The organism is Lunatibacter salilacus (assembly GCF_009797935.1).
GTDB lineage: Bacteria > Bacteroidota > Bacteroidia > Cytophagales > Cyclobacteriaceae > Lunatibacter > Lunatibacter salilacus.
On record NZ_VOLC01000001.1, the window covers coordinates 307,008 to 320,914 of the forward strand.

Here is a 13,907-nt window from a genome sequence, read left to right on the forward strand (position 1 = left end):
TTTGACACCCTTTTTAGTTTGGAACAGGTCTTGATTATCATGGTTCAGTTAATTTACGAATTGTTTTAATCAAAATCATATAAAGCCATGCAGGAAAAAGGTACCATTTCGATCCATACCGAAAATATTTTCCCCATTATCAAAAAATTTCTCTACTCAGACAATGAGATTTTTTTAAGAGAACTGGTTTCCAACTCGGTTGATGCCACACAGAAAATCAAGCGTTTGGCCCAATTGGGTCAATATTCAGGGGAGCTCGGAGACACAACCGTCAAAGTAAACTTTGACAAAGACAAAAAGACCATCACCGTGTCCGACAGCGGGCTGGGCATGACGGCTGAAGAGATTAAGAAATACATCAATCAGATTGCCTTCTCGGGTGCTGCCGAATTTGTGGAGAAATTCAAAGAAGCCAAGGATGCCAACGAGATCATCGGTAAGTTTGGACTTGGATTTTACTCCGCTTTTATGGTGGCAGACAAAGTGGAAATCCAAACCCTTTCCTATCAGGACGGAGCGGAACCTGCCAGTTGGATTTGTGACGGCAGCACGGAATTTGAAATCGCCCCGGGCACCAAAACCAGCAGGGGAACGGATGTTATTCTTTATATAAACAGCGAGTCTGAGGAATTTCTGGAGAAATTTAAGCTTCAGCAGATCCTTGACAAATATGCTAAATTCCTTCCTGTTCCAATTCAGTTCGGCACCAAAACCGAAAGCGTTGAGGACGGCGAAGACGAGGAAGGAAAGAAGAAGTGGAAGTCTGTAGAAGTTGATAACATCATAAATGATTCCAATCCCATCTGGACAAAGTCTCCCAGTGAGCTTACTGATGAGGACTACCTTAAATTTTACAAAGACCTATATCCCTTCAGCGAGGACCCATTATTCTGGATCCACCTGAACGTGGACTATCCATTTAACCTAACCGGAGTCTTATACTTTCCAAAAGTCAAAAATGAATTTGAACTGCAGAAGAACAAGATTAAACTGTTTAGCCGACAGGTATTCATTACCGATGAGGTAAAAGACATCGTTCCTGAGTTTTTGATGTTGCTTCACGGCGTGATTGACTCACCTGACATCCCGCTTAACGTTTCGAGAAGCTTTTTACAAGCGGACAGCAATGTTAAAAAAATCAACAGTTATATTACAAAGAAAGTAGCGGACAAATTGTCTGAGCTTTTTAAAAAAGACCGTAAAGTCTACGAAGACAAATGGAACGACATCGGACTGTTCGTTAAATATGGTATGCTCAGTGAGGACAAATTCTATGAAAAAGGAAAGGATTTCACCTTACTGAAGAATACTCAGGGAGCATATTTTACCCTTGATGAATATCAGGACAAGGTGAAAGCCATACAAACAGACAAGAACGACCAAACAGTATATCTCTATTCAACCAATACAAGCAAGCAGGATGCATTTATCCAATCTGCTAACAAGAAGGACTATGATGTCTTGGTAATGGATTCTCCAATTGACAGCCATTTCATCCAACATTTGGAGGGCAAATTGGAAAAAACTTCGCTTAAGCGTGTGGACTCGGATGTAGCGGAAAAACTGATCCAAAAAGACGACGGCTATGCCAATCTGTTGACTGAGGAGCAGACAACCAAGATCAAGGAGGTTTTCGACAAAGCCATTAATAGCAAAACATATTCTGTAGAAGTGGAATCACTGAGCCCTGACGAATTGCCTGTTACGGTGACTATGGACGAATTTATGCGCCGCATGAAAGATATGGCCCAAACTGGTGGCGGAGGAATGAGTTTCTACGGATCGCTACCTGACAATTACAAAGTGGGCATCAATGGTAACCACGGGGTGATTGACAAGATCTTGAAAACCGAAGATGAGGCAGAACAAAGCAAATTGGCCAAGCAGGCTTTTGACCTGGCCTTGTTGTCACAGGGATTGCTGACAGGCAAGGACCTAACTGCCTTTGTAAAACGAAGTGTAGAATTAATTTAACCACATTGCAGCTATATCTAAAAAGCACCGGGGATCCTTTCTCCGGTGCTTTTTTCGTTTAACCCGCTGTTTTTTGTCAATTTATCCTATTTTTGTATCATATGCTTTCTAAAAAGACCAAATACGCCTTCCATGCGCTGACTTATCTCGGCAAGCACAGGGATCAAGGTGCCATTTTGATTCAAGAAATTTCAGAGAAATACGGTATCTCCCACAAATTTTTGGAAAACATCCTACTTGAATTGAAAAAAGCGGGGTTTTTGGGTAGTAAAAAAGGGAAGGGAGGAGGTTATTACCTCATCAAAGCTCCAACTGAAATTCCTTTGTCCAAAGTCATTCGACTGCTGGACGGACCTATTGCGTTGCTTCCCTGTGTAAGCCTCAACTACTATGAACCCTGTGAAGAGTGCGAAAGCCAAGAACGATGCGGACTGAACAAGGTGATGATCAAAGTACGTGATGAAACGCTTAAAATTCTTGAAATGAGAACCTTACAGGATATTTTGGAAGGGGAGTAAAAAAATTTTCCAATAAGTCTATATATTTTGTAGGTTTTATATACTTTTGTAACTAGTTTCCGCAGTTATCCTTTTGGATCAATACCCATATTCGGAAATTTGCTGTTAGAAATTGCTGCTAAAGCTGCAAACTCTGAAAATAGAATCTACTACATATGATTGATCATTCCACTATAGAAAAATTGACCGACCGAATCCAAGAAATGGATTCCATACACGCCATAAATACGTTAAGTGAGCTTTTCCCATCAAAAGTGGTATTTTCTACATCACTGGGTCAAGAAGATCAGGTTATCACGCAACTAATTGCGATGCATAAACTACCCGTGGAAATTTTCACCTTGGATACTGGTAGGTTGTTTTATGAGACCTATGACCTCCTCGCCCGCACCATTATGAAATATGGCGTAGACATCAAAACTTACTATCCAGATACGGCTTCTGCCGAAAAATTCGTAAGGGAAAAAGGGATAAACAGCTTCTACGAATCAGTAGAAAACAGAAAGTCTTGTTGTTATATCCGCAAAGTGGAGCCGCTAAAGAGGGCTTTGGAAGGCAATAAGGTTTGGATCACCGGACTGCGTTCCGAGCAGAGTGCCAATCGCCAGCAGATGAAAAAATTGGAATGGGATCCAGCCAATCAGATCCTCAAATACAATCCACTGTTGGATTGGACAATGGATCAGATGCTGGACTATATAAATGAACATAAAATACCCTATAATCCCCTTCACGATAAGGGATTTGTAAGCATAGGATGTGCCCCTTGTACCAGGGCAATTGCACCCGGGGAAGATCCCAGGGCTGGTAGATGGTGGTGGGAGTCTTCACAAAAAGAGTGTGGCTTACATGAAAGTAACACCATTACTAAATAATTACCCAGTAGACACAAATTTAACCGTCAGGGTAAACATCAAAAATAATAGAGTTTAAAAGTAGAATACCATGCAAAGCTTCAGAACTGAAATAGAGAACCCCATAGTAGAGAAAGATATCATTGAATTGGAGAAAAAAATCGCCCTGTTCAGGGACGGTAAGATAGATGAGGAAAAATTCAGAAGTTTGAGACTTGCCCGTGGAGTTTACGGACAGCGTCAACCGGGCGTACAAATGATTCGAATCAAATTGCCCTATGGCAAAGTAAGCTCTGAACAGCTGCACAGAATCTCAGATGTATCCGACAAATACTCCACAGGAAGACTTCACATTACCACCCGTCAGGATATTCAAATCCATTATGTGAGTTTGGACAGAACGCCGGAACTGTGGGCTGAACTTGAAAAGGATGAAATCACTGTGCGGGAAGCCTGCGGGAATACTGTTCGAAATGTAACAGCTTCAGAAACGGCGGGAGTGGACCCAAAAGAGCCCTTTGACGTGACTCCGTATGCAGACGCGACATTTAGATATATGTTAAGAAATCCCATCTGTCAAGAAATGGGACGGAAATTCAAAATCAGCTTTTCATCCAGTGATGACGATACCGCTCTTGCTTATCTGCATGATTTAGGTTTTATCCCAAAACTTAAAGTAGAAAACGGTACTCAAATCCGAGGTTTTAAAGTGCTGTTAGGAGGCGGGCTTGGTTCCCAACCTAGGCATGCTGACCCAGTATATGAATTTTTGCCTACAGATCAGCTGATACCTTTCACTGTGGCCGTACTTCGAATCTTTGACCGTTTCGGAGAGCGTGCTAAAAGAATGAAAGCCCGGATGAAATTCCTGATAAGTTCCATGGGATTAGCTGAGTTTTTGGCGATGGTGGAGGAAGAAAAAGGTGCACTTCCTCATCAAACTTATCCCATAGACCATGAATCCTATGAGCGGAAGCAAAGTTTGCCTAATCCGCCTGTTTTAAATGTCGCTGAGCCTTCGGACATTTCCTACGAAAGGTGGAAGACAACGAATATATTTCCCCAAAAACAAGACGGCTTTGTGACCTTGGGCATAAAGGTGAAATTGGGTGACTTCCGTACAGATGTAGCGCGCAAGTTGGCTGATTTGGTTAAATCCTATGCCAATAACGAAGTACGCTTTACGCTAAGACAAAATATTATCATTCGGGATGTTAAGAAAGAACTTATTCCCTTCTTCTATCAAGAGCTGAAAAAATTGGGCATGGCTGATTATGGCTATAACACTGTTGGTGACATCACCGCTTGCCCTGGTACGGATACCTGTAACTTAGGTATTGCCAGCAGTACGGGAGCTGCTGAGATCCTTGAAGAAGTCATCTACAACGAATATCCCAAATACCTATTAAACAGCGACCTGAATATTAAAATTTCCGGTTGTATGAACGCTTGTGGACAGCACAATATGGCTTCAATTGGCTATCAGGGCATGTCCATCAAAGTAGGTAAATCAGTGCTTCCTGCCCTGCAAGTTTTACTTGGAGGAGCTACCTTGGGCAATGGTGTTGGGATTTTCTCCGATAAAGTGATCAAAATACCTTCCAAAAGAGGGCCTCAATCACTACGGGTATTGCTAGATGACTATGAGCAGCATGCTCAAGCAGAAGAAGCTTACCACGAATACTACCAACGAAAGGGACAGATGTATTTCTATGAGCTGCTGAAGCCGCTTTCCAGTACAGATGATGTGGTAGATACCGACTTTGTCGATTGGGGTAACGAGGAAAACTATGTGAAAGCAATAGGCGTAGGAGAATGTGCCGGTGTGGTAATCGACTTGGTGTCAACACTATTGTTGGAAGCTAGGGAAAAGTTAGCTCATGCGGAAGAAAGTATGGCGGAGGGACGCTGGGCAGACGCGATCTATCAAACCTATACAGGTATAATCAATACCTCCAAGGCCATTTTAACTTCAGAAGGGGTAAATACCAACAGCTATGCAAGTATAGTTACTCTGTTTGAAGAGCATTTTATCCAAAGTGGAAAAATCGAGTTGACTGGTTCTTTCTCGGATATCGTATACCAGCTAAAAACTAATGTGCCTTCTGAAGATTTCGCACGCAGCTATTATTCGGATGCAGAAGCGATATTTGAATCTATCAGTGAATTGCGCGCCAAAGAATTACAGGCATGATCAATGAAATTTATCCGAAAGTCACCCTAGTAGGGGCAGGACCGGGTGATCCTGAGTTAATCACGCTCAAGGGAGTATTGGCCTTAAACAGAGCTGATGTAGTCCTCTATGATGCGCTGATTGACCCGGTACTGCTAGACCATGCTCCGGACAAAGCCTTAAAGATATACGTAGGGAAACGTAACGGAAGTAGCTTAAACCCTCAACAAGACACGAATGAGCTCTGCGTTTTTTATGCAAAAAAATACGGACATGTAGTTCGTCTGAAAGGAGGAGACCCCTTTGTCTTTGGCCGGGGTGCCGAAGAAATTGACTACATCCACCAGTTTGATATCGATACCGAGGTAATTCCCGGAATTTCCTCAGCAGTATCCGTACCTGCATCAATGGGTATACCGGTGACCAAGCGGGGCATATCCGAAAGTTTTTGGGTGATCACCGGCACCACTTCTGCCGGCCAACTTTCAAGGGACCTTTATCTCGCCTCACAGTCAACCGCAACGGTGATCGTTCTTATGGGAACAAAAAAGCTAGCAGAAATAGCTGCCCACTACAAAGAAGTCGGTTTGAGACATATGCCTATCGCTTTGATTCAAAGCGGTACCACAAAAGATGAAAAAATTGCTTCCGGAACCATGGAGGATATTGAGGAAAAAGTGCATACTCAGAAAATCGAGGCCCCAGCTATCATCATCATTGGCGAAGTGGTAAGGGAAAGCCCCAAATTAATGCATGTATACCGGGAAGTGGCTCTTTCAAAAAAGTATGCCTAAACGCAAACATAAAATCCCGAAAAGATGAACGAACTATACCCTATATTTCTGAAGGTTTCCCAACTTAACACTTTGCTTGTAGGAGCGGGTTTTGTAGGATTGGAAAAACTAACCTTCTTACTAAAATCAAGTCCACATGCCTTGGTAACAGTTGTTTCAAAGGAAATTTCCAATGACATTAGGGAATTAGCTGAAAACAACCCGACTATTACCCTTATCCAAGATGTCTACCATGAGAAATACCTCGAAGGAAGACACATGGTCATAGCAGCAACCAACTTTAAGGAAGTTAACAAGCTGGTGTATCGGGATGCAAAAGCCCGTTGTCTATTGGTGAATGTTGCCGACACCCCTGAATATTGCGATTTTTATCTGGGCGGTATAGTGACAAAAGGGAATGTTAAAATAGCTATAAGTACCAACGGAAAGTCCCCAACGACTGCAAAACGTCTACGGCAACTCTTGGAAGAAATAATTCCAGAGGATATAAATGAGATGGTGGAAAATATCCATCAATATCGGGAAACCCTTAAAGGAGACTTTGAATACAAAGTGGAAGCCCTTAATCAGCTGACTGCCGGGTTGATTGACAAGGGAAGACAGATTTAATTAGAGTGTTTCCGACAAATTCCGCTCATTGGGTATAATTTTAGGATTTTCACTTATTGAATACAGCGCATTACATTTTACGTTAGGTATAAGCCTTCCATTTCATATTGAAAAATCCCAGGGATCACCTAAACGCTTGATATAGAAGCTCTCTACCTGAAAAAAAATATCGGAAATTCTGCAAGAATTATAATAATTCCCTATATTTGCATCCCATGGAAACTAACAGGGCACATAAGAACGTCTTTAAGGAGCGAATTACCATCTTGATGGTATTGTTGTTCTGTGTCTTGGTATCCAGTTCTGAGTACATTATTCAAAGCAGTTCGGAAGAAATTTTAACCGAACAGCAAACATCATCAAATGATACTTCTGAGGAAAATACGACCTGTATCCACACCGCTGTTGATGCCGTTGTTCCCTTTGTTGTGGTTGTTTTGGATCAAGTTTTTCACCTTATCTCCGAAGTTATAAGCCCTGAGAGCAATCCAACATCACAATACAACGGATTAATTGCATATTCCAACCAATTCTTTGAGGTCCTTTTTGAGCACATTGTCTCGACCAACGCACCCTGATTACCACTTATTCTTTATCATCAGTGAATTAATCGTCCACCCTATTGGTGTCAAATGCCTATGGGGAACCAATCTATATTTCTAATCAACAAACTATTTATTTCTAAATTATACCCATGCAAAACAAAGGCATAATCGTATTTCTGACGGTATTGGTAACAGTGCTTTGCCTGTACTATCTATCGTTTACTCTGGTATCTAATGGTGTGCAGAAAAAAGCCACCGAATATGCTGAGGATGAATCGGGCAACGTAGACTTTGCCAGAAGACAATCATACTTGGATTCCGTTTGGAGGGAACCGGTATACAAATTTCTAGGCTTCCCCTTCACCTATCAGGAAGTGAAGGAAACCGAATTAGGATTAGGGTTAGACCTTCAAGGCGGGATGCACGTCACCCTAGAAGTTTCTCCAGTGGAAATCGTTCGCGGACTTGCCGGTAACAGCAAAGACCCTGCTTTCAACCAAGCGATAGAATTGGCTACAGAACGAGCAAAGACCACCAATGACAAATTTGTCAATCTGTTTTCGCAAGCCTGGGGTGAAACTTCAGGTAACCGTCAACTCAATTCAGTTTTCGCTACCGCCGCAAACCGTGGAAGAATTTCCCTGGAAACCTCTGACTCGGAAATATTGGGAATTATTGACACGGAAATTGAAAATGCGATCGATCGATCATTCAATATCCTTCGTACCCGTATTGATCGCTTCGGAACTTCGCAGCCAAACATTCAGCGAATTCAGGGATCTGGTAGAATCCAAATTGAGCTTCCCGGAGTGGATAATCAGGAGCGGGTTAGGAACCTTTTACAAGGAGTAGCTAAGCTGCAGTTTTGGGAAGTCGCCGAGATAAACGAATTTGGTGATGCCTTACAGAGTGTGAACAGCATGTTGGTAGCAGAAGCACAGGCGCAAAAGCCAACTACCGCTGAAACTGAGCCAACACCTTCCGATACTACGGATCTGGAGAGTGATTTAGCCCGTCAACTTGCCGAGGGTGCAGCATCCGATGATGCCTCGGGACTGGAAGTGTCTCCCCTATTTTCATTATTGAAGGCGAATTACGGCTTGGTTTATGAAATACGTGACACGTTGGCAATCAACAGGATTCTCAACAGGGATGATGTAAAATCCCTTCTACCCAGGGATATTCGTTTACTTTGGTCAGTAAAACCTCAGAAGACAGACAATTTAGAATTACTGGAACTGCATGCCATCAAGGCCCCTAGAGGATCTGATCAAGCTCCACTTGAAGGGGATGTCATCACTGATGCCCGCCAATCTTTTGACCAATCGTCGCGTCCAGCTGTAAGCATGCAAATGAATGCAGATGGGGCCAGAAGATGGAGAAAACTTACTGGTGAAAATATCGGGAGAAGAATTGCTGTAGTACTCGATGACTATGTATACACCGCTCCTTCGGTTCAGGGAGAAATTCCTTCCGGACAATCTGAAATAACGGGTAATTTCACCATTGAGGAGGCAAAGGATTTGGCCAATATTCTTAAATCAGGTGCTCTGCCTGCCCCTACCCGGATTGTGGAGGAAGCCATTGTAGGGCCTACCTTGGGTAAAGAAGCCACCAAACAAGGTATTACTTCGATGATAGCAGGCCTTTTATTGGTTGTCATGTTCATGGTGGCCTATTATGCAAAGGGTGGCTTTGTTGCCATTGCTGCGCTGTTGTTCAATATCTTCTTTATCTTGGGCATATTAGCCCAGTTGGGTACCGCGCTGACGTTACCCGGTATCGCAGGTATCGTACTGACCATAGGGATGTCTATAGATGCCAATGTGCTGATTTTTGAACGAATTAAGGAAGAACTTCGAAATGGTGCAGGCATGCTCCAAGCCATCAGTTCAGGTTATGATAAGGCTTTCAGTGCCATCTTGGATTCAAATGTGACCACCTTCCTCACGGGAGCCATTTTGTTTGCGTTGGGTCAGGGACCGGTTAAGGGTTTTGCTATTGTTTTGATGATCGGTATTGCATCCTCCTTTTTCTCTTCTGTATTCATCACAAGGGTAATCGTGCATTGGATGAGCAAAAAAGGAGACCAAAGCAAGTTGTCTTTTTCTACTCCCTTTGCGAGAAATATCCTTACCCGACTAAATATCAATTTCCTAGCAAAAAGGAAGGTAGCCTATCTAATTTCCACTGGTTTTATTATATTGGGCCTGATAGTAGGCGGTATTAATGGGCTTAAATTTGGTGTCGATTTTACAGGAGGCAGATACTATATCGTCGAATTTAGCGAAGCATTCCCTGCCTCTGACCTGAAAGTTGGCTTGGATAGTGAGTTTGACGGTGCGGTGGAAGTAAAAACATATGGAGGAAACAACATCCTCAAAGTTACCACCTCCTACTTAATCAATGATGACTCTGACGAGGCCAACAGGGAAGTGGAAACCCGGGTGAGGGAAGGCATAGCAACAGTCACCGGATTTAATTTCATAACAGACGCTACCAAGCTCTCCTCCGATGACTATGCTATTACTGGCTCCAACAAAGTCGGTGCAACGGTTGCGGATGATATCAAAAACTCATCCATGGAAGCCATGTTCTTTGCACTGGTGGCTATCTTTCTGTATATTTTACTACGATTCCGAAAGTGGCAGTTTTCTTTGGCGTCTATCATTGCGTTGATTCATGATACCTTGTTTGTGGTGGCTGCATTTGCCATTGCCAGTGCGTTTGGTGCCAATTTTGAAATTGACCAAGTATTTATCGCAGCGGTTTTGACCGTGATCGGATATTCGATTAACGATACGGTAATTGTATTTGACCGAATCCGGGAAAACATTACCAACAAAGGCACGAACAGGTTAGTAGGCCTGTTTAATGACGCAATCAACCAAACACTGGGAAGAACCCTCATCACGTCTTTGACAACATTGATTGTTGTGTTGGTTTTATTGATTTTCGGTGGTGAGGTACTTAGAGGATTTTCATTCGCCCTCTTGATTGGTGTCCTGGTCGGTACATACTCGTCTATCTACATCGCTACACCAATTGTAGTTGATTTGATGAAAAGAGAGATGGATCGTGAAGCCAGCGATCTGGTAAAAAAGCCAGCTTAACTCCTAGATCTTTTTGAGTATTAAATAATAGGCCGATCCCAAAAGATCGGCCTATTCCATTTTTCAAAAAAAAACTTTCGTATTCCAACATTTTTAATCTTTTGATGCCAAAAAATACCCCGATCAGGGTATTTTGTAAGAAGCTTTGGGGAGGTAACTTGCACAGCTAAATGATAAACTTATCTATGCATTGGAGCATCTTTCACTTTTGTCTTTTTTTGGGGCTAATTCTATCTGCCTCATATTTCAGTGTTAAAAAATCAAAACAAGAATATACTCGTATTCATCAAGTGGTATTCGGAGTGTTGTTGACTACAGTTGCGTCTGAGATTATATGGCAGTCAGCCATGGCTAGCATTTCAGAAAATTTTCTTCTTTACAATATTTTATTTGTTTACTTAAGAATAACTTTGATGCTAACCCTTATTTACTTCCTCCCCTTTTCTTGCGCCATTCAAAATAAGATTATTCTTTCCATTACAATATTCTTAGTTGCCGGATTAGTCAACAGTCTTTGGATTCAACCCGTAGATACTGGCATTCAAAGTTACACCCAAATGTTCGGCAATAGCATCATCCTTTTGTTTTCCCTGATTTTCTTCAAGGACATCTTCCGTCAGAATAGGTTCAAAAACACCAATCTCCTTTCCCTACCGTATTTTTGGATTGCTACTTTTATTTTGTTTTCATTTGGGGAGAGTTTCATCTTTTATTTCTTCTCCACCATCTTTTTCCCAGTACATCTAAACAACCTCGGCTTTGTACAGATGTTTGTTCAGTTTTTTGCGGGTTTGATGTTCTTGGTTTTCGGAGTTGCCTTTTACATTCCGAAGGTCTTCAAAAAATACAGTGAGAATTGATTCCACATAAATTCGAGAGTTGAAACCGAAATAGTATAATTTAGCTTTGAGAAAGAATTGTTTTCAAATTAAGCCATTAAATGTAAATTTACAGCCTCACTTAAATACACCGTATATGTCATACTTATTTACCTCGGAATCTGTATCCGAGGGGCACCCAGATAAAATATCTGATCAAGTCTCAGATGCGATTATAGATCATTTTTTAGCTTTTGACCCCAATTCCAAAGTAGCGTGCGAGACGCTGGTAACGACGGGTCAGGTAATACTGGCTGGGGAGGTGAAATCCAACACCTATCTGGATGTTCAGAAAATTGCGAGGGATGTAATCAATCGAATAGGCTACACCAAGAGTGAATATATGTTTGACGGAAGCTCCTGCGGGGTACTTTCCGCCATTCATGAACAATCCAAAGACATAAATCAAGGTGTAGAACGTGAGCATCCTGAAGAGCAGGGAGCAGGCGACCAAGGCATGATGTTCGGCTATGCGACCAAAGAAACGGAAAATCACATTCCCTTAGCCCTTGATTTATCGCATCGGCTGTTGAGGGAACTTGCCGTATTGCGCCGCGAGGAAAAGGATATGCCCTACTTGCGTCCAGACGCCAAGGCACAGGTTACTATAGTATACAACGAAAACAATGTTCCGGAAAAAATCCATACCATTGTAGTTTCCACCCAACATGACGATTTTGCCGATGAGCCTACCATGCTCGAGAAGATAAAACAGGACATTTTGAATGTGTTGATCCCGCGGGTAAAGGCACAACTTCCTGATCATATTCAAGCATTATTTAATACGGACATCATTTATCATATTAATCCTACCGGAAAGTTTGTAATAGGTGGTCCGCATGGCGATACGGGCCTGACAGGACGAAAGATTATCGTGGATACCTATGGAGGAAAAGGAGCGCACGGAGGTGGCGCTTTCTCCGGCAAGGACCCATCCAAGGTGGACCGCTCTGCCGCCTATGCAACACGTCATATTGCCAAAAACATGGTCGCAGCAGGAGTTGCAGACGAAGTATTGGTGCAGGTTTCCTACGCCATAGGCGTTGCTCGGCCTATGGGAATCTACGTAAATACTTACGGTACTTCCAAAGTTGATATGACTGATGGCCAAATTGCGGAAATTATAGAAAACATGTTTGACATGCGCCCCTACGCAATCGAGCAACGTCTCAAGCTAAGGTTTCCCATCTATGAGGAAACTGCCGCATATGGGCATATGGGCAGGGAAAATGAGGTAGTCACAAAAACGTTCTATTCGCCGGACAATGCTTCGATTAAGCTGAATGTGGAACTCTTTACTTGGGAAAAGTTGGACTATGTAGACAAACTAAAAAAAGCTTTCGGACTCTAAAAAATTGAGGCAGGTCAAGACCCTGCCTCTTCTCTTTCAATCAGTTCCAATCCGACCACATTTCTTCAATCAACTCGGAATAGAAGTCCCGCACATCCATCCCGATAGCTCTTACCTGCTGAGAGATCAGACTAGTTTCTGTCTGCCCAGGCACTGTGTTCAGCTCAATAAAGTAAAAGTTGCCCGAATCCTTTTCCAGAAAATAGTCCATGCGCACGGCGCCTTTGCAATTCAATTTCTGATATACCGCCGCCGCAATTTTATTTACCCGGGCTACCTCACGCTCCTCCATACGCCCCGGAGTGATCTCCTCAGTTACACCGGGTGTATATTTGGCTTCAAAGTCAAAAAATTCTTTCGAACTGATTATTTCGGTCGAAGGTAAAACACGGATTTCACCATCCAACTTATACATTCCGATGGAAAACTCCCGTCCAGTAACAAACTCTTCCACCAGCACCTGCAAATCTTCTTCAAAAGCTTTTTCAAGGGCCTCTTCTATCTCCTGCTCCGACTTCACCTTGCTCATCCCAATGCTGCTCCCACCATTGTTGGGCTTAACAAAAAGGGGCATTTTCAATTCCTGTACAACTCGTTGAGTGTTCGTTTTATCCCCTTTGAACAACTGCAGCGACTTGGCAACATGCAGGCCTTCGATGTCCTGCACAATGGCCTTAGTATAGCCCTTGTTCATGGTGATGGAGGAAGTAAGGGCATCGCATGTGGTGTAGGGGATGTCCAGCATGTCCAGGTAACCGGCGAGCTTTCCGTCTTCCCCCGGCGAGCCATGTATTATGTTGAAGACTCCGTCAAACCGGACAATTTCATCATTGATCCGAATAGAAAAATCATTCAGATCAACCGGGATTTTCTCCCCAAATCTATCCAAGTAATACCAATCTCTTGGATAGATAAAAAGTTTAAAAACATCATAACGAACCGTATCAAGGTACTTCTCTACCACGGAAGCACTCTTCAGAGACACTACTGACTCTCCGGAAAAGCCTCCGGTTACTAAAGCTATTTTCTTCTTCATTTACATGGATTAAGGTACGAATTACAACATTTTCGTTTAAAAAATCAGCGGAACTACATTAA

11 protein-coding genes are annotated in these 13,907 nt (G+C 42.6%); 10 read left to right on the plus strand and 1 reads right to left on the minus strand.

What is annotated here, in order from left to right; translation table 11 throughout:
- Positions 1 to 87: 87 nt before the first annotated feature.
- The 10 genes from htpG (at position 88) to metK (ending at position 12,809) form a co-directional block, all read left to right on the plus strand.
- Positions 88 to 1,974, plus strand: coding sequence for a molecular chaperone HtpG (gene htpG / locus FQ608_RS01270; protein ID WP_158855987.1), 1,887 nt, complete (start codon positions 88 to 90; stop codon positions 1,972 to 1,974).
- Positions 1,975 to 2,075: 101 nt separating this feature from the next.
- Positions 2,076 to 2,492, plus strand: a complete 417-nt coding sequence (locus tag FQ608_RS01275) for an RrF2 family transcriptional regulator (RefSeq protein ID WP_158855988.1) — start codon at positions 2,076 to 2,078, stop codon at positions 2,490 to 2,492.
- Between the two features lie 155 nt (positions 2,493 to 2,647).
- Positions 2,648 to 3,367, plus strand: coding sequence for a phosphoadenylyl-sulfate reductase (locus tag FQ608_RS01280; RefSeq protein ID WP_158855989.1), 720 nt, complete (start codon positions 2,648 to 2,650; stop codon positions 3,365 to 3,367).
- A gap of 70 nt (positions 3,368 to 3,437) precedes the next feature.
- Positions 3,438 to 5,540: a HEPN domain-containing protein gene (locus tag FQ608_RS01285; RefSeq protein ID WP_158855990.1), complete on the plus strand. Its 2,103-nt coding sequence runs from the start codon at positions 3,438 to 3,440 to the stop codon at positions 5,538 to 5,540.
- Positions 5,537 to 6,313: a uroporphyrinogen-III C-methyltransferase gene (cobA, locus tag FQ608_RS01290; protein WP_158855991.1), complete on the plus strand. Its 777-nt coding sequence runs from the start codon at positions 5,537 to 5,539 to the stop codon at positions 6,311 to 6,313. The genes FQ608_RS01285 and cobA overlap by 4 nt, the downstream gene beginning before the upstream one ends.
- Before the next feature lie 24 nt (positions 6,314 to 6,337).
- Positions 6,338 to 6,922 carry a precorrin-2 dehydrogenase/sirohydrochlorin ferrochelatase family protein gene (locus FQ608_RS01295; RefSeq protein ID WP_158855992.1) on the plus strand — a complete coding sequence of 195 codons (585 nt, stop codon included), beginning with the start codon at positions 6,338 to 6,340 and terminating at the stop codon, positions 6,920 to 6,922.
- A gap of 215 nt (positions 6,923 to 7,137) precedes the next feature.
- Entirely contained in the window at positions 7,138 to 7,500 is a 363-nt protein-coding gene (locus FQ608_RS01300) for a hypothetical protein (RefSeq protein ID WP_158855993.1), read from the plus strand.
- A gap of 116 nt (positions 7,501 to 7,616) precedes the next feature.
- Positions 7,617 to 10,580 carry a protein translocase subunit SecDF gene (gene secDF / locus FQ608_RS01305; protein ID WP_158855994.1) on the plus strand — a complete coding sequence of 988 codons (2,964 nt, stop codon included), beginning with the start codon at positions 7,617 to 7,619 and terminating at the stop codon, positions 10,578 to 10,580.
- Between the two features lie 413 nt (positions 10,581 to 10,993).
- A complete protein-coding gene (locus tag FQ608_RS01310) occupies positions 10,994 to 11,440 on the plus strand; it encodes a hypothetical protein (RefSeq protein WP_158855995.1) in 447 nt (148 codons plus the stop codon).
- Positions 11,441 to 11,555: 115 nt separating this feature from the next.
- Positions 11,556 to 12,809 carry a methionine adenosyltransferase gene (gene metK, locus FQ608_RS01315; protein ID WP_158855996.1) on the plus strand — a complete coding sequence of 418 codons (1,254 nt, stop codon included), beginning with the start codon at positions 11,556 to 11,558 and terminating at the stop codon, positions 12,807 to 12,809.
- 40 nt (positions 12,810 to 12,849) lie between these two features.
- Here metK and FQ608_RS01320 read toward each other — a convergent pair whose 3' ends face one another.
- The gene (locus FQ608_RS01320) at positions 12,850 to 13,845 is read right to left on the minus strand and encodes a D-alanine--D-alanine ligase (RefSeq protein ID WP_158855997.1); all 996 of its coding nucleotides are present in this window, start codon (positions 13,843 to 13,845) and stop codon (positions 12,850 to 12,852) included.
- Positions 13,846 to 13,907 lie beyond the last annotated feature (62 nt).